The 23,385-nt window shown below is 60.4% G+C and carries 18 protein-coding genes; 9 read left to right on the top strand and 9 right to left on the bottom strand.

What is annotated here, in order from left to right; translation table 11 throughout:
* Positions 1–107: 107 nt before the first annotated feature.
* Entirely contained in the window at positions 108–1,097 is a 990-nt protein-coding gene (gene rocF, locus BM074_RS13635) for an arginase (RefSeq protein ID WP_091923008.1), read from the top strand.
* Positions 1,098–1,121: 24 nt separating this feature from the next.
* Positions 1,122–2,330 carry an ornithine--oxo-acid transaminase gene (gene rocD, locus BM074_RS13630; protein WP_027232578.1) on the top strand — a complete coding sequence of 403 codons (1,209 nt, stop codon included), beginning with the start codon at positions 1,122–1,124 and terminating at the stop codon, positions 2,328–2,330.
* Between the two features lie 48 nt (positions 2,331–2,378).
* Here rocD and BM074_RS13625 read toward each other — a convergent pair whose 3' ends face one another.
* From BM074_RS13625 to BM074_RS13615, 3 genes are read right to left on the bottom strand one after another with little or no spacing between them, the layout of a single operon-like run.
* Positions 2,379–4,823, bottom strand: a complete 2,445-nt coding sequence (locus BM074_RS13625) for a GcvT family protein (RefSeq protein ID WP_091922672.1) — start codon at positions 4,821–4,823, stop codon at positions 2,379–2,381.
* Complete coding sequence (locus BM074_RS13620; RefSeq protein WP_091922670.1) at positions 4,820–7,267, bottom strand: GcvT family protein; 2,448 nt, start codon at positions 7,265–7,267, stop codon at positions 4,820–4,822. Before BM074_RS13620 ends, BM074_RS13625 begins: the two co-directional genes overlap by 4 nt.
* A 41-nt stretch (positions 7,268–7,308) precedes the next feature.
* On the bottom strand, positions 7,309–8,541 hold the full coding sequence (locus BM074_RS13615; protein WP_027232575.1) for an aromatic ring-hydroxylating oxygenase subunit alpha: 1,233 nt from the start codon (positions 8,539–8,541) through the stop codon (positions 7,309–7,311).
* Between the two features lie 154 nt (positions 8,542–8,695).
* On the opposite strand from BM074_RS13615, the gene BM074_RS13610 reads away from it, so the two are divergent.
* Positions 8,696–9,604 (top strand): LysR substrate-binding domain-containing protein, encoded by a 909-nt coding sequence (locus tag BM074_RS13610; RefSeq protein WP_091922669.1) that lies wholly within the window; start codon positions 8,696–8,698, stop codon positions 9,602–9,604.
* On the opposite strand, the gene BM074_RS13605 is transcribed toward BM074_RS13610, so the two are convergent.
* Both BM074_RS13605 and BM074_RS13600 read right to left on the bottom strand, forming a co-directional pair.
* Positions 9,591–10,082, bottom strand: coding sequence for a thioesterase family protein (locus BM074_RS13605; RefSeq protein WP_036814816.1), 492 nt, complete (start codon positions 10,080–10,082; stop codon positions 9,591–9,593). The genes BM074_RS13610 and BM074_RS13605 overlap by 14 nt on opposite strands.
* Before the next feature lie 109 nt (positions 10,083–10,191).
* Positions 10,192–11,172 (bottom strand): GlxA family transcriptional regulator, encoded by a 981-nt coding sequence (locus BM074_RS13600; protein ID WP_091922667.1) that lies wholly within the window; start codon positions 11,170–11,172, stop codon positions 10,192–10,194.
* An 80-nt stretch (positions 11,173–11,252) separates the two neighbouring features.
* Between BM074_RS13600 and BM074_RS13595 the strand changes: the two genes are divergently transcribed.
* From BM074_RS13595 to BM074_RS13570, 6 genes are read left to right on the top strand one after another with little or no spacing between them, the layout of a single operon-like run.
* Complete coding sequence (locus tag BM074_RS13595) at positions 11,253–12,158, top strand: beta-keto acid cleavage family enzyme (protein WP_091922665.1); 906 nt, start codon at positions 11,253–11,255, stop codon at positions 12,156–12,158.
* A gap of 4 nt (positions 12,159–12,162) precedes the next feature.
* The gene (locus tag BM074_RS13590; protein WP_091922663.1) at positions 12,163–13,227 is read left to right on the top strand and encodes a carnitine 3-dehydrogenase; all 1,065 of its coding nucleotides are present in this window, start codon (positions 12,163–12,165) and stop codon (positions 13,225–13,227) included.
* 5 nt (positions 13,228–13,232) lie between these two features.
* Positions 13,233–14,396, top strand: a complete 1,164-nt coding sequence (locus BM074_RS13585; RefSeq protein WP_027232570.1) for an acyl-CoA dehydrogenase family protein — start codon at positions 13,233–13,235, stop codon at positions 14,394–14,396.
* An 11-nt stretch (positions 14,397–14,407) separates the two neighbouring features.
* A complete protein-coding gene (locus BM074_RS13580) occupies positions 14,408–16,486 on the top strand; it encodes an acetate--CoA ligase family protein (protein ID WP_091922661.1) in 2,079 nt (692 codons plus the stop codon).
* Complete coding sequence (locus BM074_RS13575; RefSeq protein WP_091922659.1) at positions 16,483–17,265, top strand: carnitinyl-CoA dehydratase; 783 nt, start codon at positions 16,483–16,485, stop codon at positions 17,263–17,265. Before BM074_RS13580 ends, BM074_RS13575 begins: the two co-directional genes overlap by 4 nt.
* Entirely contained in the window at positions 17,262–18,209 is a 948-nt protein-coding gene (locus tag BM074_RS13570; RefSeq protein ID WP_091922657.1) for an alpha/beta hydrolase, read from the top strand. Before BM074_RS13575 ends, BM074_RS13570 begins: the two co-directional genes overlap by 4 nt.
* Positions 18,210–18,214: 5 nt before the next feature.
* Here BM074_RS13570 and BM074_RS13565 read toward each other — a convergent pair whose 3' ends face one another.
* Genes BM074_RS13565 through BM074_RS13550 form a run of 4 tightly spaced genes read right to left on the bottom strand, consistent with a single transcriptional unit; the run spans position 18,215 to position 23,269 of the window.
* The gene (locus BM074_RS13565; protein WP_091922655.1) at positions 18,215–19,876 is read right to left on the bottom strand and encodes an ABC transporter ATP-binding protein; all 1,662 of its coding nucleotides are present in this window, start codon (positions 19,874–19,876) and stop codon (positions 18,215–18,217) included.
* The gene (locus tag BM074_RS13560) at positions 19,869–20,696 is read right to left on the bottom strand and encodes an ABC transporter permease (protein ID WP_091922653.1); all 828 of its coding nucleotides are present in this window, start codon (positions 20,694–20,696) and stop codon (positions 19,869–19,871) included. Before BM074_RS13560 ends, BM074_RS13565 begins: the two co-directional genes overlap by 8 nt.
* Positions 20,697–20,705: 9 nt before the next feature.
* Positions 20,706–21,665 (bottom strand): ABC transporter permease, encoded by a 960-nt coding sequence (locus tag BM074_RS13555; RefSeq protein ID WP_027232564.1) that lies wholly within the window; start codon positions 21,663–21,665, stop codon positions 20,706–20,708.
* A 14-nt stretch (positions 21,666–21,679) separates the two neighbouring features.
* Positions 21,680–23,269 carry an ABC transporter substrate-binding protein gene (locus tag BM074_RS13550; RefSeq protein WP_027232563.1) on the bottom strand — a complete coding sequence of 530 codons (1,590 nt, stop codon included), beginning with the start codon at positions 23,267–23,269 and terminating at the stop codon, positions 21,680–21,682.
* Positions 23,270–23,385: the final 116 nt, after the last annotated feature.

The following is a 23,385-nucleotide window of genomic DNA, read 5'->3' as shown; positions in this document are numbered from 1 at the left end:
ATGCCGTCTATTTGTCACCGCGCCGAAATGCCAAAATCATTGCGGGACATAATATTCTCTTTCAATTTCGGAACGAGACCATCCAAACGCGAAAGTGGCGGTTGTTTATGAACATGCACAGCAATTTTGAGGACACGCACAAGCAGAAGCTGACGATCATCGGTGCGCCAATCGAGGAAGGCGCGGGTCGCCTTGGCGCGCTCATGGGACCGGCAGCCTTGCGCACTGCCGGACTCGTCCGCACGCTTGAGGAATTTGGTCATCCCGTTGAGGACCGCGGCGATCTGCAACTGCCTCCGGTCTTGCCTGTGGTTCCAGCCGTTGATGGCCTCGCCCACCATATCGAGCGCATTGCCGCCTGGTCGCGTATGCTCAGCAGCGAAACCTATGACGCAATGACCAGGGGTACATTCCCGATCACTCTCGGCGGCGATCACAGCCTTTCCATGGGCTCGGTGAGCGGCGTTGCCCGCTACTGCGAGGAACATGGCCGCGAACTCTTCGTGCTGTGGCTGGACGCCCATTCCGATTTCAATACGCCCGCCACCTCGCCTTCCGGCAATATGCATGGCATGTCGGCGGCACTTCTTTGCGGCGAACCTGGCCTCGAAGGCGTTTTCGGCGAAGAGCCACGCGGTTTCGTCAAGCCAGAGAATTTGCACCTCTTCGGCATACGCTCGATTGATGCAACGGAGCGTGTCCTGCTGCGCGAACGCGGAATCGATGTCGTCGACATGCGCCGTATCGATGAATTCGGGGTCGCCAAGCTGATGCGCCGCATCATCGAGCGTGTGCAGAAGGCCAATGGCATCCTGCATGTCAGCTTCGACGTCGACTTCATCGACCCGTCCCTTGCTCCCGGCGTCGGCACCACAGTGCCGGGTGGCGCCACGTTCCGCGAAGCGCACCTGGTCATGGAACTTCTGCACGATTCCGGCGTCGTCGGCTCACTCGACGTGGTCGAACTCAACCCATTCCTCGACGAGCGCGGCCGAAGCGCGCTGCTGCTCGTCGATCTCGTTGCCAGCCTGTTCGGCCGGCAGATCTTTGACAAGCCAAACCTTGCTGACCAGAGCGCCGGCGCGCTCAGCATTTGATTTTGGCATTAGGAGGATATTTTGCTGCACACAGCCGCTGATCTGATTTCAACAGAATCCCGTCTCGGGGCCCATAACTACAAGCCCCTCGACGTGGTGCTGGAACGCGGTGAAGGCGTTCACGTCTGGGACATCGAAGGCAATCGCTATCTCGATTGCCTCTCCGCCTATTCCGCCGTCAACCAGGGCCATTGCCATCCGAAGATCCTCAAGGCGATGACCGAGCAGGCGTCGAAACTGACGCTGACGTCCCGCGCCTTCCGCAACGATCAGTTGGCATTGTTCTATGAAGAACTTGCTGCCCTTACCGGCTCGCACAAGATTCTGCCGATGAACAGTGGCGCGGAAGCTGTCGAGACCGCGATCAAGGCCGTGCGCAAATGGGGCTACGAGGTCAAGGGTGTGCCGGAGAATGCCGCCGAGATCATCGTCTGCTCCGACAATTTCCACGGCCGCACCATGGGGATCGTCGGCTTCAGCACCGATCCTTCCGCCCGCGACAATTTCGGTCCGTTCGCCCCGGGCTTCAAGGTCGTACCCTTCGGCGATATCGACGCTTTCACTGCAGCGCTGAGCCCCAATACCGTCGGCTTCCTTGTCGAGCCGATCCAGGGCGAAGCCGGCGTCCTCATTCCGCCAAAAGGCTATTTCACCAAGGTGCGGGAACTGTGCACTGACAATAATGTCACGCTCATCCTCGACGAAATTCAGACGGGCCTCGGGCGCACCGGCGCGCTGCTCGCCGAGGAGCACGAGGGCATAGAGGCGGATGTGACGCTGATCGGCAAGGCGCTTTCCGGCGGCTTCTATCCAGTCTCGGCTGTTTTGTCGAACAGCGATGTACTCGGCGTCCTCAAGCCGGGACAACATGGCAGCACGTTCGGCGGCAATCCGCTCGCCTGCGCCATTGCCCGCGCGGCGCTACGCGTTCTCACGGAAGAGAACATGATCGAAAACTCCCGCAAGGAGGGAGAATACTTCCTCGAACAGCTCAAGGGCATTCGCAGCAATATCGTGCGGGAAGTGCGCGGTCGTGGCCTGATGCTTGCGATCGAGCTCAATCCGGAAGCAGGCGGCGCCAATCGTTTTTGCTACGAACTCAAGGAACGCGGCATCCTCGCCAAGGATACGCACGGCCACACAATCCGTATCGCGCCGCCGCTCGTCATCAAGCGCGACCAGGTCGACTGGGCGCTCGAACAGTTCGAAACCGTTCTCACCAGCATGAATTGATGGCTGCGAGGCGCGTGGTTGGTGCAACCACGCGCCTCTCTTCTCAGTCTACATGCGGACGCGCTCAGCCTTCGGATCGTACATCGGCCTCAGGGAAGCCTCCGCCTTCACGCGCTCGCCGGCAATCTCGATCTCATATGCGGAAGCCAGGACCTCGTCCGGGCTCTCGCCTTCACTCGGAACGTAGCCAAGCCCGATCGCACCGCCGAGATGGTGGCCGTAATTGCCGGACGTTATGGTTCCGACAATGTTGCCGTCGCGAACAATGGCTTCGTTGTGGAACAGCAACGGTTCAGGATCGCTCAGCTTGAACTGCACCAAGCGGCGATTGAGGCCCTTGTCCTTCTTGCGAAGCACCGCTTCCCGGCCAATGAACTCACCCTTGTCAGCCTTGACGGCAAAGCCCAGACCAGCCTCGAGGACATGATCCTCGTCGGTGATGTCATGGCCGAAATGCCGGAACGCTTTCTCGATGCGGCAGGAATCGAGCGTGTGCAGGCCGCAGAGCTTCAGACCGAGATCTTGGCCGGCCTCTTCGATGGCTTCGAAGACATGCGCCGTCTGATCCGTCGAAACATAAAGTTCCCAACCGAGTTCACCGACGTAAGTCACGCGGTGCGCCCGCGCCAACCCCATGCCGATCTCGATCTCGCGCGCTGTACCGAAAGGATTGGCCTCGTTGGAAAAGTCATTCGGGCTGATTCTCGTGATCAGTTCGCGCGCCATTGGCCCCATGAGGCAAAGCACCGATTCCGCTGCCGTCACATCGGTTATGACGACGAACTCATCGCCAAGATGCTTGCGCATCCATGCGAGATCGCGCTGCAGGGTTGCGCCCGGCACAACAGCGAAGAACGCGGTTTCCGAAAGCCGCGTAATGGTAAGATCGCTCTCGATGCCGCCGTGATTGTTCAGCATCTGGGTATAGACGATACGGCCCGGCTCTACATCAAGCTGGTTGGCACAGAGCCTTTGCAGGAACGACAGGGCATCGCGCCCCTCGATCCTGATCTTGCCGAACGACGTCATATCGAAGAGGCCGACGCCATTGCGCACGGCGAGATGCTCGTCACGCTGGTTGTCGAACCAGTTCTGCCGCTTCCAGGAATAGCGATATTCCGTTTCCTGGCCTTCGCGGGCAAACCAGTTGGCACGTTCCCAGCCGGCGACCTCGCCAAAGACCGCACCGCGCTGCTTCAAATGCTCATGGATCGGCGAGCGCCTAACATTGCGCGACGTTGCCATCTGCCGGTACGGAAAATGGTCGGCGTAGAGCAGCCCAAGCGTTTCGGAGACACGCTCCTTCAGGTATCGCCGGTTCTTCTGGAACGGCTGCGCCCGGCGGATATCGACCTCCCAAAGGTCGAAGGGCGCCTCGCCGTCGTGGATCCACTGCGCCAGCGCCATGCCAGCCCCGCCCGATGACACGATGCCGATGGAATTATAGCCCGCGGCAACCCAATAGCCGCCAAGTTCCGGTGCTTCGCCGAGATAGTAACGATCGTCGGGAGTGAAACTTTCCGGACCATTGAAGAACGTATGAATGCCTGCCGTCCCGAGCATGGGCATGCGGTTGACGCCCATTTCGAGGATGGGTTCGAAGTGTTCGAAATCCTCCGGCAATTGATCGAAGCAGAAATCTTCGGAGATGCCGTTCATGCCCCACGGCTTGGCAACCGGCTCGAACGCGCCAAGCATCATCTTGCCGGCGTCTTCCTTGTAATAGGCGCATTCATCGGGGACACGCAGCACAGGCAGCCGACCAAGTCCTTCAATCGCTTCCGTGACCAGGTAAAAGTGCTCGCAAGCGTGCAGCGGTACAGTCACACCTGACGTGGCAGCAAGATCGCGTGCCCACATGCCGGCGCAGTTGATGACGACATCGGTTTCAATCGTGCCCTGCTCATCGCCCTTCGACCAGGAAACACCAGCGACACGGCCGTTCTTCTTCAGAACGTTAGTCACCTTCACGTTTTCTACGATCCTTGCGCCGCGCTGGCGTGCGCCCTTGGCAAGCGCCATGGCGATATTGGCCGGATCGCACTGGCCGTCGAGCGGCAGGTGCACTGCTCCGACGACATCCTCGACATTAAGATGCGGATACATCTCCTTGACTTCTCTAGGAGAAATCTCCCGCACATCTACATCGAAGGCGCGGGCCAGCGATGCTTGCCGGTAAATTTCGTGCTTGCGCTCCTCGGTGAGCGCGACCGTAATCGAGCCGACCTGGCGCATGCCGGTCGCGACCTCAGTTTCGGCTTCCAGCTTAACATAGAGGTCGGCCGAGTACTTTGCGAGGCGTGTCATATTCTGCGATGCACGCAACTGACCGATCAGACCGGCGGCGTGCCATGTCGTGCCGGAGGTCAGCTGCTTGCGTTCGAGGAGGACGATGTCGGTCCAGCCGAGCTTCGCCAGATGATAGGCAACGGAGCAGCCCGATACGCCGCCGCCGATGATGACGGCCCGTGCCTTGGTGGGAAGCGAACTCATGCGCGGATTCTTTCGTTCTTGGGATCCCAGAGGGGCTGGTCAGGATGCACAACAGCCTTGCGGCGCTCGCCGAAGATTTCGACTTCGATCTCGGTGCCGGGCTCGGTCAGTTCGGTCTTGAGCATGCCGAGCGCGATCGACTTGTCGATGCGGTGGCCCCAACCCCCGGACGTCGTCTCGCCGACAATATTGCCGTTGTGCCAGAGGGTCGACATATAGGGCGCGTCGCAATCACCGGCATCGACGGTCAACGTGACAAAGCGTTTGTCCACGCCGCGCTGCTTTTCGCTCTCAAGCGCAGCCTTGCCGAGGAAGTTGGGCTTTTCCCATTTGACAAATCGTTCGAGCCCGCTTTGCAACGGCGTATAGTCGGTCGAAAGATCGCCTTTCCAGGCGCGATAACCCTTCTCGAGCCGCAACGAGTCGAGCGCGAACATGCCGAACGGCTTGATCCCGTATTTCTGCCCAGCCTCCCAGATCGCGTCGAAGATCGCCGCGGTGTCCGCAACTTTTGTATGAACTTCCCAGCCGAGTTCCCCCGCGAATGAGACGCGCACCAGCTGGCAGTAGCGTCCGGCGATCTGCGCCGACTGGTGCGTCAGCCAGGGCCGGTCGAGTTCGGCATCGCACACATCCTTGAAGAGGTCCCGTGCCTTCGGACCGGTGACGATCTGGCAGGAGAACTGCTCGGTCACATTGTCGATGCTGATCGCGCTTCCCGCGGGCAGGTGTTTGACCAGCCAGTCGCGATCATGCCACTCCGCAACGGCCGCCGTGATAAGGAAGAAGATATTTTCGTCGATTGCCATGATCGACATTTCCGTGACGACGCGGCCCTTGTCGTCGGCGAAATAGGCAAGGCCGATCCGGCCGGGCTTGGGAACGATACCGGTTATGAGCGTCGCGAGCCATTCACGCGCGCCCTCGCCGCTCACGCGAAAACGCGTGAAACCCGGCAGATCGAGGATTCCGACTGCGTCGCGCACCGCGTGGCACTCCTCGCGAATACGCTCGTGCCAAGGTCCATTGCGCGAGAAGGTCTGGGTCGCTTCCTCGGATGTGTCGTCACCGGGCCTCGCATACCAGTTCGCGCGTTCCCAGCCGTTGTAAGGCCCGAATTGACCGCCGAGCTTGGCGACACGGTCATGGAGTGGCGAGAGCTTCTTGTTGCGGCCCGCCGGCCAGGTGTGGCGCGGAAAATGGATCGCATATTCGTGGCCATAGACTTCGAGCCCCTTGGCAACGCAATAATCGGGATCGGTGAAGCCGGTGAAGCGGCGCGGATCGCAGGACCACATGTCCCACTCGGTGGCGCCTTCCGTCACCCATTCGGCAAGCACCTTGCCGGCGCCGCCTGCCTGGGCGATGCCGAAGGTGAAGACGCAGGCCTCGAAGGCATTGGGAACGCCCGGCATCGGCCCGATCAGCGGATTGCCATCCGGCGCATAGGGGATGGGGCCGTTGATGATCTTGGAAAGGCCGGCAGTGCCGAGGATCGGCACGCGGGCAATGGCATCGTTCAAATACCAGTCGAGACGTTCAAGATCGTCCGGAAAGAGCTGGAACGAGAAATCGTCAGGCATCGGATCATCCGGCGTCGCCCAATGTGCGCGGCAGTTTCGCTCATAGGGCCCGAGATTCATGCCGTTCTTTTCCTGGCGCAGATAATAGGACGAATCGACGTCGCGCAGCAGCGGCAACTTGTGGCCATTCTCGCGCGTCCAGGCGGCTATCTCGGGAATTTCGTCGAATAGCAGATATTGATGGCTCATGACCATCATCGGCACGTCACGGCCAAACAGCTTGCCGATTTCCTGCGCGCGGTAGCCGGCGGCGTTGACGACATATTCGCAGCGGATCTCACCCTCCGGTGTCGCGATCACCCACTCGTCCTTGTCGCGGCGCGCACCCGTCACGGGGCAGAAGCGGATGATCTTCGCGCCCATGTCACGCGCGCCCTTTGCAAGCGCTTGCGTCAGCTGCGCCGGATCGATGTCACCGTCGTTCGGATCGTAGAGTGCGCCGGCAAGTTCGTGCGTCGCGATGAACGGATAGCGCCCGTTGATTTCATCGACGCCGAGCACGTCGATATCCATGCCCTGATAGCGGCCCATGCTCTTGACGCGTTCGAACTCGCGCATGCGCTCCTTGCTATGGGCAAGGCGCAGCGAGCCGGTCACATGATAGTTCATGGGATAATCGACTTCGGCGGCAAGATTGCGATAAAGCTGCGCCGAATAGCGCTGCATGTTCATGACCGACCACGAAGCCGAGAAAGTTGGAACGTTGCCGGCGGCATGCCATGTCGAACCCGAGGTCAATTCATTCTTTTCGAGCAGGACGCAATCGGTCCAGCCGGCCTTGGCGAGGTGATAAAGCGCGGAAACGCCGACCGCTCCGCCACCGATGATGACGACGCGCGCCGACGTTGGAAACTCAGACATGTAAATTCTCCCGTGGTCTCATGCCATTTTCGGGGCCGGGTTCAAGCCCGACCGATTTCATCGAGGTACCACTGGATGTACCGCAACTCGTTATATTCCATTGGCGCAATCGGGCCCGGCACAAAATAGTTCGACCGCACGCCCCGCGCCGTATGTTCGATGATCGTCTTGTCCTCTGCCGTCGTCACTTTCCACAGCCAGGTCAGCTTTTCGAGATCGTAGTCCTTGCCTTCCTCGGCATCGCCGCGCACCAGCCAGATCAGTTCCATCTCGCAGGTATCGACCGTCTTCGGGATGAAGCGGTAAATCATGCCGTGATCGGGATAGCAGACGAGGAAGCTGGTGCCGCCGAGGTGAATGGAGGTCACGCCGCCATCGAACTCGGTGAAACGGCCCATGAGCGGCGCAACGGGTGATCCGTCTTCGCTACCGCTCTTGACGCCGTCGTAGAGCGCATAGCGGAACGTGTGGATCGCTTCCTTGCCCTGCGCGGAATTCTGCCAGTTGTCGCCGGTCGCAATGTCTATGCCGAGCGCGCAGGTGCGCTGCTCCATCTTGGCATTGAGTTCGACGATCTTCTCCGCCGGCTGTTCCAGCGCATGGGTCTGCGAGTATTCCGGATGCGCTGGACCGCAGTGGTAGCATTCCACATAGTTCTCGACTGCAAGCTTCCAGTTGGCATCGACGGCATAGGTTTCGCGATACGCCACCTTGGCGTCGCCCCAGCCATATTGACCGCAGGTGGTGCGCAGCGACTGCTCGATAATCGAGAAGTCCAGAGGTTCGTCGGCAAAGCAGATGAAAATCAGGCCATCCGCAACGCGGACATGCAGCTTCTTGAGGCCGTGCGCCGTACGGTCGAAGTCGCGCGGCATCAGGCGCGCGGCGCGAAGGCTGCCGTCATTGGCATAGGTCCAGGCATGATAGGGGCAGACGAAGAATCGGGCGTTGCCCTTCTGCTTGGTGCAGACCTCCGCGCCGCGATGGCGGCAGACATTCAGGAACGCATGGATCGAACCATCTTCGGTGCGCGAAACGATGATCGCTTCGGCGTCGATCTTGAACAATTCGAAATCACCCGCGTTCGGGATGATGCTGGCATGGCCGATGCAATGCCAATGACGCCGAAAGACCCTCTCCATATCAAGGGCATAGACGTCCGGATCCATGTAGAAGGCGCGCACGAGGCCATGCCCTGGCCGATGATCGGCCACCAGACGATCAATCTTGTCCAGAGCCGGTGCAAGTTCTGCAAAAGCCTGTTCCGCCGCCATTTCATTCTCCGAAAAAGATTGTTTCTGGACGCTTATTGTTTCTCAGGTGCGTCGCAGTTTAGAATGATTCCGCATTGAGCGGCATTCAAGCGATGGTTGCTCATAAAGACATGAATTATTCTCACGCATCTGATTTCGACAAGGTTTCTCCGCCATGATGTCCAAACCCCGGATACCCCCGCTCGGCTCCTTGCGGGCATTCGAGGCATCGGCGCGGCTGCTGAGCTTCCGTCTGGCAGGCGATGAACTTGGGGTCACGCAGTCGGCGATAAGTCACCGCATCTCGGAACTCGAGACGATCCTCGGGGTCAAGCTTTTCGAGCGGCTGCCGCGGGGCGTTTCGCTTACCGACGCCGGCACGCTCTACTACCCCTACATGCGCGATGCCTTCGAGAAGATCGCGCGTGGCAGCGCGCTGATCAATCGGCTCGGCACGACGGACGATCTTGCGATCGAAACCTACTCGACCTTCGCAATACGCTGGCTCATCCCGCGCCTTTCCGATTTCCGCAAGGTCAATTCCAATCTGGCCATCCGCATCGGCACCAGCCAACTCGATTGGGAGCTCAATATCGACAGTTCCGATATCGGCATCATCCATACGACGCGGCCGGAGCGGCTCAATCTGCACTACCGGTTGCTGGCCAAGGCGGAGATGTTTCCGGTCTGCAATCCGCAGGTGGCGGCACGCATGGGTGGAGGCGACGCCAAGGCATTGAGCAATGTGCCGCGCCTCGCACTCTATACCTCGCCGGAAGATTGGGGGACGTGGCTCGAGGCCGCGAACATCGCCGATACGGGCCGCGCTGTCACATTGAAATTCGACACCTACCTCGCCGCCTTGCAATCGGCCCTCGACGGCCAAGGCGTGTGCGTTGCACCGGATTTCCTGGTCGCCGACGACCTCAGGGCCGGACGCCTCGTCGCGCCATTCGCGCTGAGGGTGCCGCAGCCCGGCGCATGGTACATGATCTGCCGCAAGGAGCGGGTCGGCGAGGCCAGAATCCGGCAATTCGAACGCTGGCTCGTCGAACAATTCGGCGGTGAACCTATTTCTTCTTGATGCCGATCGCCCGGCCGACGCGATCCGGCGCCGGCAGTTGGGCGTGTTCCTTCATATAAAACTCAAGCTTGGGCAGCACGTCTTCCGGAAACGGCGTCACTTTCGGCCCGCTCATGTCGACATGCAGCGAGAGCACCTCGCACGTTGCCGCAACCCAGCCATCCTTATGGATGATTTCGAGATAAGTGTGCAGTCGCTTGCTGTCATAATCGATGAGCTGGTTGGTGACGGTCACGACATCATCAAGGTGGAGTTCCTGCACGTAGCAGATGTGCACCTCGGCCGTGTAGATCGTCAGCTTCCGCTCGGCCGCGTATGTTGGGCCAAAACCGAGCTCCGAAAGGAATTCGTCGCCGCCCCTGTCAAAGACGACATTGTAATAAGCCATGTTGAGATGGCCGTTATAGTCGATCCATTCCTTCTCGATCGGGATGGGCGCCGAATGATAGAGTTCAGCGTCTCGATTGGTTGCTAGCATGTTATGGTCCTCGTTCTTGGCGAGCCGACGCCTGTCGATCGCTGGATTTGAAACATGGGTGCCTCGCCTTCCGCTGTGCCAAAAGCGACGAGCCATGGCGGTTCCCACATCAATGGTTCGGCCGGAAAGCGCTTGGCGGCTTACCCTCGAAACTCCTGAATGTCCGTGTGAATGCAGCAGCCGAGGAAAATCCCGTCCGCGCAGCGATATCCGCCAGCGGCGATTTCGTGTCGGTAATGAGCCGCCGCGCCACCTTGAGCCGCAAGCGCAGATAGTATCGTCCGGGCCCCTCGCCGACCGCTTTTGCGAAGATCTTCTCAAGGCTGCGCGCGCTGAGCCCGCAACGCCGGGCGATGGCGCCGACTGTCAGGGGCGCATCGATATGAGCTTCCATGAGGCGGATCGCGCCCGCAAGCTTGGGATGCACATCGTCGAGCCGGCCCAACGAAACCAGCGGCTGCGCGTCGCTCGACGTATGCGCCTCGTCATAGATGAAGACGCTGGCGACATCGAGGGCGACCGACATGCCATAGCGCGAGCGAATCAAATGCAGCATCAGGTCGAAGGTCGGCGAGGCGCCGCCACTCGTGAAGACAGGACCGTCGATGACATAGCGGTCGGGCCTGATATCGGATTCCGGGAACTCCGCCGTAAACTCCTCCATGTCCTCCCAGTGGGTGGTCGCCTTGCGCCCGGCGAGAAGACCAGCACGGCCAAGCAGCCAGGACCCTGCCTCGATCCCGCCGATCATCTGATAGTGATGGACGGCGCGCCGCAGGTTGGCGGTAAAGGTCGTGCGCGCGATGTCTGAAGTGCCAAAACCACCGATAACCAATAACATATCGCCTTTTACGGAAGCATCGAATGAACCAGAAACCGCAATCGGCAAGCCGCACGTCATCATGGCCGGCTCGCCGTCCAGCGAGACGATTCGCCATTTGAAGAGTATGCTCCCGGAGACGCGGTTGGCCGCGCGCATCGGATCGATTGTCGATGCAACACACATAAGCGAAGCGCCGCTGAAAACGAGGACGGTCACATCCAGCGGTTTGGTGTCGGGCAAAAAGACTGGCGAAGTTTCGCTTTTCATCAATTTCAATTCGTATATCGCAAAGCATCGTTTGGCAATCGGGGCATGATCACGGCAACGAAAAATATGGGAGCAGAACTATGGGACTTACCCCCAATCGCGAAGTATTCATCACCTGTGCCGTGACCGGCGCGGGTGATACGACAGGTCGTTCCGACAAGGTGCCGGTCACGCCGCGCCAGATCGCCGACGAGTGCATTGCCGCGGCCAATGCCGGCGCTGCAATCGCGCATATTCATGTCCGCGATCCGAAGACCGGCAAGGGTTCTCGCGATGTCGCGCTTTATACCGAGGTCGTCGAGCACATCAAGGCGTCGGGCGTCGACATGGTCTTGAACCTGACCGCCGGGATGGGGGGCGATCTGACACTCGGCAGTGTCGAGCAGCCAATGCCGCCCTCCGCGATCGGCACCGACATGGCGGGCGCGACCGAGCGCCTCGAACACGTCGCCAAGCTTCGTCCGGAAATCTGCACGCTCGACTGCGGCACGATGAACTTCGGCGAAGGCGACTACGTCATGACCAATACGCCGGCGATGCTGAAGGCAATGGCGGCGCAGATAACGGCACTCGGCGTTCGCCCCGAGGTTGAAATCTTCGATACCGGCCACCTGCTTCTCGCCAAGTGGCTCTATGACCAGAAGCTGCTTGAAGATCCGGTCATGGTCCAGCTCTGCATGGGCATTCCCTGGGGCGCCCCCGACGATATCAATACGCTTTTGGCGCTCACCAACAATCTGCCCAAAAACTGGACGTTCTCCGCTTTCTCGATCGGCCGCAACCAGATGCCCTATGCGGCGATGGCCATGCTTGCCGGCGGCAATATCCGTGTCGGTGTCGAAGACAATATCTGGCTCGACAAGGGCGTGCTTGCCACCAACGGCCCACTGGTCGAGCGGGCAGTAAAGGTTGCCGAAGGCATCGGCGCAAAGATCCTCGGGCCGAACGACGTCCGCGAGCGCATGAAACTCACGAAGGGCTGGTGATAGAATGGCTGGAATTCGCAAGGCTGCGGCGGTTGGCGGCGGCGTAATTGGTGCGGGCTGGGTGGCGCGCCTTCTTCTCAACGGCATCGACGTTTCGATCTACGATCCGGATCCCGAGGCTGAGCGCAAAGTCAGCGAGGTGATGAAGAATTCTCGCCGCGCCTATAAGACCATGGTGCCGGACGGCTTGCCGAAAGAAGGAAAGCTGACATTCGCCAAGTCCATAAAGGAAGCCGTCGACGGCGCTGACTTCATTCAGGAAAGCGTTCCCGAACGGCTCGAACTGAAGCACAAGGTACTTGCCGAGATCGACAAGCATGCCGCGACGGATGCCATCGTCGGTTCATCCACCTCGGGCATTCTCCCGTCCGACATGCAGACCGCGATGAAGCACCCCGAGCGTCTTGTCGTCGGGCATCCCTATAACCCGGTCTATCTTCTGCCGCTCGTCGAAATCGTCGGCGGCAAGCAGACCTCGCCAGACGCTGTCGAAAAAGCGCGCGAACTCTATGCCTCCATCGGCATGAAGCCGGTGGTCATCCGCAAGGAGATCGAGGCTTTCGTCGGCGATCGCCTGCTCGAGGCGGTCTGGCGCGAGTCGCTTTGGCTGATCAAGGACGACATTACCACCGTCGAGGAACTCGACGATATCATGCGCTATTCATTCGGCATTCGCTGGGCGCAGATGGGCATGTTCCAGGTCTATCGCGTCGCCGGTGGCGAAGCGGGCATGCGCCACTTCATCGCCCAGTTCGGTCCCTGCCTGTCCTGGCCGTGGACCAAGCTCATGGACGTGCCCGAACTTACCGAGGAACTGGTGGACAAGATCGCCAACCAGTCGGATGAGCAGGCGCACGGCCTTTCGATCCGCGAACTCGAACGCATCCGCGACGACAATCTCGTGGCGATCATGGAAGCGCTGTCGCGCCAGAACAAGGGCAAGGGCTGGGGCGCGGGCGCCCTCTACAAGGATTATACGAAGCGCCTCTCGAAGCTCGCCCAGAAGCCGGCGACCTCCAAGGCCGCCGAGAAGGCCAAAGCCAACAAGCCCAAGAAAAAGAAGGACTAACGCACATGGATTTCGGTCTTTCGGAGGAGCAAAGGCTGATCGTCGAAACGACGCGCGCCTTTGTCGAGAACGAACTCTACCCGCACGAAGCGGAGGTGGAACGCACCGGCGTGTTGCGCAAGGAACTCGCTGAGGAGCTCAAGCAGAAGGCGATGGAAGCCGGACTCTATGCAGCCAACATGCCAGCCGAAGTCGGCGGCGCGGGGCTCGATACCGTCACCTGGCTGCTCTACGAAAAGGAACTCGGCCGCGCCAATTATGCGTTGCACTGGACCTGCGTCGGGCGCCCGTCGAATATCCTGCTTGCAGGTACCGATGCGCAGAAAGAGAAATACCTCTACCCCTGCATTCGCGGCGAAAAGTCCGACTGCCTGGCCATGACCGAACCCGGCGCGGGCTCGGACTTGCGCGGCATGAAGGCGACCGCTGTCGAAAAAGGCGGCGACTGGGTCGTCAACGGCACCAAACATTTCATCAGCCACGCGCTCGAAGCCGATTTCGTCATACTCTTTGTTGCATCGGGCGAAGAAGAGACGCCGCGCGGCAAAAAGAAGAAAATCACCGCCTTCTTCGTCGACAAGGGCCACCCCGGCATGACGATCCGCGAAGGCTACCGCAATGTCTCGCATCGCGGTTATACCAATGCCATCGTTGAATTCGACGATTGCCGCCTGCCGCAGGAAGCGATCCTCGGCGAAGTCCACAAAGGCTTCGAGGTCGCCAACACCTGGCTTGGAGCAACCCGCTTGCAGGTTGCGGCGACGTGCCTTGGCCGCGCGGAACGTGCGCTCGGCCACGCCATTGAATATGCTGCCCAGCGCCAACAGTTCGGCCAGCAGATCGGCAAGTTCCAGGGCGTTTCGTTCAAGCTCGCTGATATGGCAACCGAGCTCAAGGCGGCGGATCTTCTGACCTTCGAGGCCGGGTGGAAGTTCGACCAGGGCACGGTGACTGACCAGGACATGGCCATGGCCAAGCTGAAGGCGACCGAGACGCTGGCCTTCGTCGCCGACGAGGCGATCCAGATTCACGGCGGCATGGGCCTTATGGATGACCTGCCGCTCGAACGCATCTGGCGCGATGCCCGTGTTGAGCGCATCTGGGAAGGCACGTCCGAGATCCAGCGGCACATCATCTCGCGTGCCCTGCTCCGCCCGCATGGCGCATAACGGAGCATTTCATGGCACCGCATAAGCTCGACCGGCTGCTTCGGCCAAAATCCATTGCTGTCTTCGGTGGCCTCCAGGCCATCGAAGTCATCAAGCAATCACAGAAAATGGGCTTTACCGGCGAGATTTGGCCGGTCCATCCCAAGCATGACGAGATCCTCGGCCTCAAGGTCTATCGCTCTGTGGCCGATCTCCCCGGAAGTCCCGATGCCGCCTTTGTCGGCGTCAACCGTTTTGTCACGCTCGATATCGTGCGGCAGTTGCGCGATGCCGGCGCCGGCGTCGCGGTCTGCTATGCCTCGGGCTTCCTTGAAGCCGGCGCGGACGATGCCGATGGCGCACGCTTGCAAGAGGAGCTCGTCGAAGCGGCAGGCGACATGCCGATCATCGGGCCGAACTGCTACGGCCTCATCAATTATTGCGACGGCGCACTGCTCTGGCCTGACCAGCACGGCGGACGCCGGCTTGCTGCCGACGAGCGCGGCGTTGCGATCATCACGCAATCTTCCAACATCGCCATCAACATGACGATGCAGAACCGCGGATTGCCGATCGCCCACGTCATGACCGCGGGCAACCAGGCGCAGACCGGCCTTCCCGACATGGCGATCGCACTTCTCGAAGACGACCGCGTGACTGCGCTGGGTCTGCATATCGAAGCATTCCAGTCGGCGCCGAAATTTGAGGCTCTGGCAAAACGGTCGCGCGAACTCGGCAAGCCGATCGTCGCCATGAAGGTCGGCCGGTCGGCGCAGGCACGCGCGGCGACGGTCTCGCACACCGCATCGCTAGCAGGGTCGGACGCTGCATCCGACGCGTTCCTGAAGCGGCTCGGCATCGCCCGCGTCAACTCAATTGCCTCGTTCCTCGAAACGTTGAAGTTCCTCCACGTCCATGGCCCTCTCGATGGCAACACACTGTGCTCGATGAGCTGTTCAGGCGGCGAGGCATCGGTGATGGCAGACAGCGCCGAGGGCCGCTCGGTGGAATTTCCGGCGCTAACACCGGAACACAGGGCGCGCGTCAAGGCAACGCTCGGGCCACTCGTCGCCGTGGCGAACCCGCTCGACTATCATACGTTCATCTGGAACAACGAACCGGCCCTGACAGAGACCTTCACCGCCATGGTTTCCGGCGGCTTCGCCTTAAGCTGCCTCGTTCTTGATTTTCCCCGCAAGGATCGCTGCTCCGACGTGGATTGGTGGTCGACGGTGCGCGGTTTCGAAAGTGCGCTCAAGACCAATCGCGCCAAGGGAGCGATTGTAGCGTCCTTGCCCGAAAACATTCCCGAAGAGTACATGGCCGGGCTGATGGAAAGCGGGATCGCGCCTCTTTGCGGCATCACCGAAGCGTTCGACGCCGCCGAGGCTGCCGCGTTCATCGGCCGTGCCTGGAAGCTTGCCGCTTCCGCACCCGTCGCAGCACCGGGCGGTTCAAACGCTTATGAACCCGCCTCTCCCGATGAGGCGGACGCCAAGGCGCTGTTGCGCAGGCTGGAACTCCCCGTACCGGAAGGTCGCCGCTGCCAGACAGCCGATGAGGCAGTCCTTATCGCGAACGGTCTCGGCTATCCGGTTGCCTTGAAGGCGCTCGGCATCGCCCACAAATCCGAGCATAATGCGGTGCGCCTGAACCTAAAAAGCAGCGACGAAGTTCGAAGCGCGGCGAATGACCTTGCCGGCCTTGGAACAGGACTTTACGTGGAGCGCATGGTAACGGGTGCTGTCGCCGAACTCATTGTCGGCATAGTCGATGATCCGCAGTTCGGCCCGGTCATGACGCTTGGAACCGGCGGCGTTCTCGTCGAACTGCTGCAGGATACGGCGACGTTGCTGCTCCCATCGAGCCGTGAAGATATCGAGGCGGCACTGCGTTCGCTCCGCATGTTCCCGCTACTCGACGGCTATCGCGGCAGGAAGCCGGCCGATCTTGATGCCGCGATTGATGCCATTGCGGCAATCGCCACGTTTGCCTTGAAGAATGCAGGCCGCATATCCGAGCTGGATATCAATCCGCTGCTCGTCTGCGGCAAGGGAGACGGCGCGTGGATTGCCGATGCGCTGCTGGTCACAAAGGGAGAGCTGAATTGAACGACGTTATAAGGACAAGGCGCGAGGGCGGCATTCTCGAGGTCACGCTCGACCGCCCGAAGGCGAATGCGATCGATCTGATCACGAGCCGCCTCATGGGCCAAACGTTCAGAGAATTCCGCGACGATCCCGAATTGCGCGTCGCCATCGTCCAGACCGCCGGAGACAAGTTTTTCTGCGCCGGCTGGGACCTGAAGGCAGCTGCAGGCGGTGACGCCGTCGACGGCGACTATGGTGTCGGCGGTTTCGGCGGTCTGCAGGAGTTGCGCGATCTGAACAAGCCAGTCATCGCTGCGGTCAACGGCATGGCCGTCGGCGGCGGCTTTGAGCTCGCGCTTTCCTGCGACATGATCCTCGCATCCGATCATTCGAGCTTCGCCCTACCCGAAATTCGCGCCGGCACTCTTGCCGACGCCGCGACCGTCAAATTGCCCAAGCGCATTCCCTATCACGTCGCGATGGACCTGCTTCTGTCCGGTCGCTGGATGGATGTCGCCGAGGCGCATCGCTGGGGTCTCGTCAATGAGGTTCTGCCCAAGGACAAGCTGATGGAGCGTGTTTGGGAGATCGCCCGCCTCCTCGAAAGCGGTCCGCCGCTCGTTTTCGCCGCGATCAAGGAAGTCGCCCGCGAGGCAGAGAACATGACATTCCAGCAGGCAATGAATATGATCACCAAGCGGAAGTTCCGCACGGTCGATATCCTCTATGCCTCGGAAGACGGACAGGAAGGATTCAAGGCCTTTGCCGAGAAGCGTGAACCTGTCTGGAAGGGTAGATGAGCACAGACTATTCCGTCCTGATCGATAAAGAGACCTGGGCGTTCATCGACAGGACCAACAGTTTCTATCCCCCGGACGCAATAGACCTGACTATCGAAGAGCAGCGCGGCGTCTATAACACGATGTGCCGCGCATTCTTTGCCGGCTATCCAGAGGCAGTGTCATCGATGGATGCGTTCATCGATGCGCGCGACCACCGGATACCGGTCCGTGTCTATGACAAAAGCGGCTCCAAGCCCGAAGCTGTCTGCCTCTATTTCCACGGTGGCGGCTTCGTCGTCGGTGGGCTCGACAGCCATGATGACGTTTGCGCCGAGATTTGTGATGCCACGGGCTTTCGCATCGTCTCCGTCGATTATCGCCTTGCGCCCGAGCACCTGCACCCCACGGCCTTCCGCGACTGCCTCGCAGCCTTCGAGCACGTGGCCGACACCTCGGATCTTCCAATCATTATTTGCGGAGATAGCGCCGGCGGCAATCTGGCAGCGGCAGTCACCCATCACGTCCGCCGCCAACGCGCACCGATCGGCCAGGTTCTCATCTATCCGGGGCTCGGCGGCGCGACCGATCAGGGCTCCTATCTCACTCACGCCGAAGCGCCGATGCTGTCGACGCGTGACACCGTCTACTACGCCAATATTCGTGGCGGCGGCTTCAACTGGTCCACTGATCCGCGTTTCGCGCCCCTCAACGATCCCGATTTTGGCGGGCTGCCGCCGACAGTTGTCATTTCGGCTGAATGCGATCCGCTCTCGGACGATGGCCGGCACTACCGCGACAAGATTCTCGCAGCAGGCGGCAAGGCGATCTGGAACAATGAGCCGGGCCTGATCCACGCTTATCTGCGCGCCCGCCACAGTGTCGAGCGGGCGCGGTCAAGCTTCCGGCGGATCGTTACCGCCGTGCATCTGCTCGGGCAAGGCCGCTGGCCCGGTCAACTTTGATTCATCTAATTCCCGGCGCTCGCCATGCGCCGGTTCTTCATCGCGCCTTCGAGCCAGCCAAGCTCCATTTCCGGAACCGACGACAGCAGCAGATCCGTGTAGGCGTCGAAAGGCGGCTTCAGCACCTCGGTCTTCGGACCGTAGCGCACCACTTCGCCGCGATACATGACTGCGATCGCATCAGCGATGGATTTGACCACGGCAAGATCGTGGGTGATGAAGATATAGGCGACGTTCTCGTCCTTCTGCAGATCAAGCAGAAGCTTGAGGATGCCGTCCGCCACCAGCGGATCGAGCGCGCTCGTCACCTCGTCGCAGATGATAAGCTTGGGCTTGGCGGCAAGCGCGCGCGCAATGCAGACACGCTGCTTCTGTCCGCCTGACAGCTCGGCCGGGTAGCGATCGGCAAAGCCCGTCCCCATCTCGATCTTGTCGAGCAGTTCGCGAACACGAGCGTCGCGCTCCTTGCCTCTCATGCCGAAATAGAATTCAAGCGGACGGCCGATAATCGTGCCGATGGTCTGGCGCGGGTTCATCGCGACATCCGCCATCTGGTAGATCATCTGCAACTCGCGCAGATCGTTGCGCGTCCGGTTGGCGAGGCGCGGCGACAGCGTACGCCCGTTGAACGTGATGCTCCCTTCCATCGGCGGCAACAGCCCGGTGATGGCGCGCGCCAGCGTCGACTTGCCGGAACCGGACTCGCCGACGACGGCCAGCGTCTGGCCAAGATGGACGTCGACGGTAACGTTCTTGAGCACCTTGACCAGTCCGCCCCCATAGGCCGCGGTAATGTTGTTGACCGCCAGCACAGGCGCATCGTTCGGGTTCTTCTGCTCGTGCGGAATGTGATGCACGGAAACAAGCTGGTTGGTGTATTGCTGGCGCGGCTCCTTGATGATCTGGCGTGTATCGCCATATTCGACGAGCTTGCCATGGCGCAGCACCATGATGTCGTCGGCCACCTGCGCCACGACTGCAAGATCATGGGTGATATAGAGCGCAGCGACGTTGGTGTCGTGGATGGCCTCCTTGATCGATGCCAGCACGTCGATCTGGGTGGTCACGTCCAGCGCCGTCGTCGGTTCATCGAAGACGATGAGGTCGGGCTCCGAGCACAATGCCATGGCAGTCATGGCGCGTTGCAGCTGGCCGCCGGATACCTGATGGGGAAAGCGCTGACCGAAGGTCTCGGGATTCGGCAGTCCAAGCTTCTTGAACAAGCCAATCGCACGCTTCTCGGCTTCTGCCCTCGAACATATACGGTGCAGAAGCGCTGCTTCTATGACCTGGTCCATAAGCTTGCGGGCGGGATTGAACGAGGCGGCAGCCGACTGTGCGACGTAACAGACCTCCTTGCCCCGGACCTGGCGCAACAGGCGCGGGCCACCTTTGACAAGATCGCGGCCGTTGAGGATCACTTGCCCGCCAGTAATGCGCACGCCTCCCCGGCCATAGCACATGCTTGACAGGCCAATCGTGGATTTGCCGGCGCCCGACTCGCCGATAAGGCCGAGCACCTTGCCGCGCTCGAGCTTGACCGACACGTCGTCAACGATGACGACGTTGCGCGGCGGCTCACCGGGTGGGTAGCTGGTGGCCTCGATGCGCAGGTTCTGGATATCGAGCAGGAGACCGGTCTTGTCCTTCCTTGGTGCCTTAGCCATTGCGACCTCCCTTCAGACTTGTCGTCCGGTTCAATATCCAATCGGCAACGAGGTTGACCGAGATCGCGAGAACGGCAATCGCCGCTGCGGGAATAAGCGCCGCCGGCACGCCGAAGACGATGCCTTCCTTGTTTTCCTTGACCATGCCGCCCCAGTCGGCATCCGGCGGTTGCACGCCGAGCCCGAGGAAGGAAAGCGCCGACAGGAAAAGCACCGCAAAGATAAAGCGCAGCCCGAGTTCAGCGATAAGCGGAGTGAGCGCATTGGGCAGGATTTCGCGAAATATGATCCATACCCGCCCCTCGCCGCGCAGCTTTGCAGCCTCGACAAAGTCCATGACGTTGATATCCACCGCGACGGCCCGCGCCAGTCGATAGACGCGGGTGGCGTCGAGCAGGCCCATAACGAAAATGAGCGTGACCACATTGGCAGGCAAGACCGAAAGCACGACGAGCGCAAAGATCAGCGTCGGGATTGCCATGATCAGATCGACAAAGCGTGACATGAGCTGGTCGAACCATCCGCCGACGACGGCGGCGGCGAACCCCAGCACCGATCCGAGAATAAAGGAAAGGGCCGTCGCCATGGCGGCGATGAAGATCGTGATGCGTGCACCGTAGATCATACGCGACAGGAGATCACGGCCGAGATTATCGGTACCGAGCAGATACTTGGCCGACGAGGGCTCCCATACGTCACCTACCGTCTCGCCGACGGGATATGGCGCGACCCATGGAGCGAATACAGCCGCAAACAGGAACACGGCGGTAATGATGAGGCCGATCCATGCACTGATGGGAATAGCTTTGACGTTCAGCATGGCGCGCCCCTACTTCGGATGCCGGAGGCGGGGATTGGAAACAATCGCCACGATGTCAGCAATGATGTTCAAACTTATGTAGACGGCCGCGAAAACCAGCCCGCATGCCTGCACGACCGGAACGTCGCGCTTGGCCACGTGGTCGACGAGATACTGGCCCATGCCCGGATAAACAAAGATCACCTCGACCACGACGACGCCGACCACAAGAAATGCGAGGTTTAGCATCACGACGTTGACGATCGGCGCAATCGCATTGGGAAACGCATGCCGGGTAATGATCTGAAGCGGCGAAAGCCCCTTCAGTTCGGCCGTTTCTATATAGGCAGACTGCATGACGTTGAGGATTGCCGCACGCGTCATGCGCATCATATGCGCGAGAACGACGAGCGTTAGCACTGTCACCGGCAATGCAATCGCGCTCAGCCGCTCGCCGAGCGGCATGCCTTCATAGACAGTCGATACGCTCGGGAACCACTGCAGCCGCACCGCCACGAAATATATGAGCAGGTAGCCGGTGAAGAACTCCGGCAGCGAGGTCGAAGCGAGACCGAGGCCGGAGATCAACTTATCGACGAAGCCGTTGCGGTAACGCACCGCCAAGAGCCCGAGCATGATGGCAAGCGGAATGGAGACCACGGCCGCCCAGAATGCCAGAAACAGCGTATTCCATAGCCGCTCCTTCAGCGACGTCGCGATATCCTGTCCGCTGGAAAGTGCCGTCCCGAGATCGCCGGTCAGGATCCCGCCGAGCCAGCGCAAATAGCGGATATAGGCAGGGTCGTTCAGACCCATGTCACGCCGCAGGTTTTCAAGCGCCTGCGGCGTGGCCGATTGGCCGAGGATGGATTGGGCCACGTCGCCCGGCAGGATTTGCGTGCCGGCAAAGATGAGCACCGAGACCGCAAGCAGGAGCAGAAGGCCCATCGCAATGCGCTGGGCCACCAGTTTCAGGACAGGTGCACTCATCCGCCCGGCGCCGATCAGGCGTTCAGCCAGCAGCGCGACAGAGCATAGCCGCCGCTCATCTCCTGATTGCCGTCCGGCACCCAGCCGCCGACCTTGGCGCTGGTCGCGTCGATGAAGTCGTTGAACATCGGCACGATGACACCGCCTTCATCGCGAACGATGATGGCCATGTCGCGGTACATCTGCTTGCGCTTGCCCTCATCGAGTTCGCCGCGCGCGGTGATCAGCATCTGGTCGAACTTGGGATTGAAGAAGCGCGTGTCGTTCCAGTCGGCCTTCGAATAGTAGGCCGTGGAATACATCTGGTCCTGTGTCGGACGTCCGCCCCAATAGGATTCCGAGAAGGGCTGCTTGTTCCAGACTTCCGACCAGTAGCCGTCGCCAGGCTCGCGCTTGACTTCGATCTTGATGCCGGCCTTGGCAGCGCTCTGCTGATAGAGCTGTGCCGCATCGACAGCGCCCGGGAAGGCGACATCGGATGTGCGCAGGAGAACGGTGCCGTCATGGCCTGACTTCTTGAAGTGGAACGCAGCCTTGTCCGGATCGTAGGTGCGCTGCTCGATATCGTCGGAGAACAGCGGATAGGCCTTGTTGATCGGGAAGTCATTGCCTACGGAACCGTAGCCGCGCAGAATCTTCTGCACCATCTCTTCGCGGTTCATGGCGTATTTCAGCGCAAGACGCAGATCCACATTATCGAAGGGCGCCGTGTTGCAATGTGCAATGAACACGTAATGTCCCTTGCCGGCCACGTTCTGGATGGTCACGCCGGGGACGCGCTTGACGAGGTCGACAATCTTCGGCTCGACGCGGTTGATCATGTGAACCTGTCCGGACTGAAGAGCCGCGGTACGGGCGGTCGCATCGTTGATGACGATGATTTCGATCTGGTCGGCATGGCCGCGCTTGTCGCCGTTCCAGTAGTTGGCGAACTTTTCGCCAATGTGACGTACGCCCGGCTGATCGGTGACGACCTTGTATGGTCCCGTCCCGATACCTGCGGTGGGCTTGTCCTTGCCACCGTTCGGCTGGATCATCAGGTGATAGTCGTCCATCAGGAACGGCAGGTCGGCGTTGGCTTCTTTCAGAGTGAAAACAACGGTATCGCCGTCCTTCTTCACGTTCTCGATGCCGCCCATGATACCAAGGGCGCCCGACTTGGAATTCGCGTCCGAGTGGCGTTCCATGGTGGCGACAACGTCGTCCGGCGTCATTTCCTTGCCGTCGTGGAATTGGACACCCTTGCGGATCTTGAAGGTCCATACCTTCGCGTCGTCCGATGAGCCCCACTCTTCGGCGAGTTTCGGCTCAAGCTTGCCATCGGGCTGGATCTCGACAAGCTGCTCGCCCCACTGGCGGCCGAATTTGTAGGGCACCTGGCTTTGCCAGGTCGCAGGGTCAAGACTGTCCGTGGATGCACCGCCCTGCATGCCCGCCTTGAGCGTGCCGCCCTTTACAGGCCCTTCGGCAAGTGCAGCACTGGACAAGAGGGAGTTGGCAAATACGGTCGTAACACCAAGTGCTGCGGCCCTGCCGAGAAAGTCGCGGCGGGAGATGTGACCGCGTGCGACCTTGCGGCTGAGATATTCGAGTTCTTTAGACATACCAGTTCCCCTTCTTGCTCCGGCGCAACGCGCCCGGATTGGTTTTTGTGATAATGTGACTTGATACCCGTGGATTACAACTGTTGATTGCTAAATAGTCCTCCCCGGCTCATCTG

Source organism: Phyllobacterium sp. CL33Tsu, assembly GCF_900113985.1.
GTDB classification, from domain to species: Bacteria; Pseudomonadota; Alphaproteobacteria; order Rhizobiales; family Rhizobiaceae; genus Phyllobacterium; species Phyllobacterium pellucidum.
Note: the sequence above shows the minus strand (reverse complement) of the source record. Positions and strands in the feature narration are given on the sequence as shown.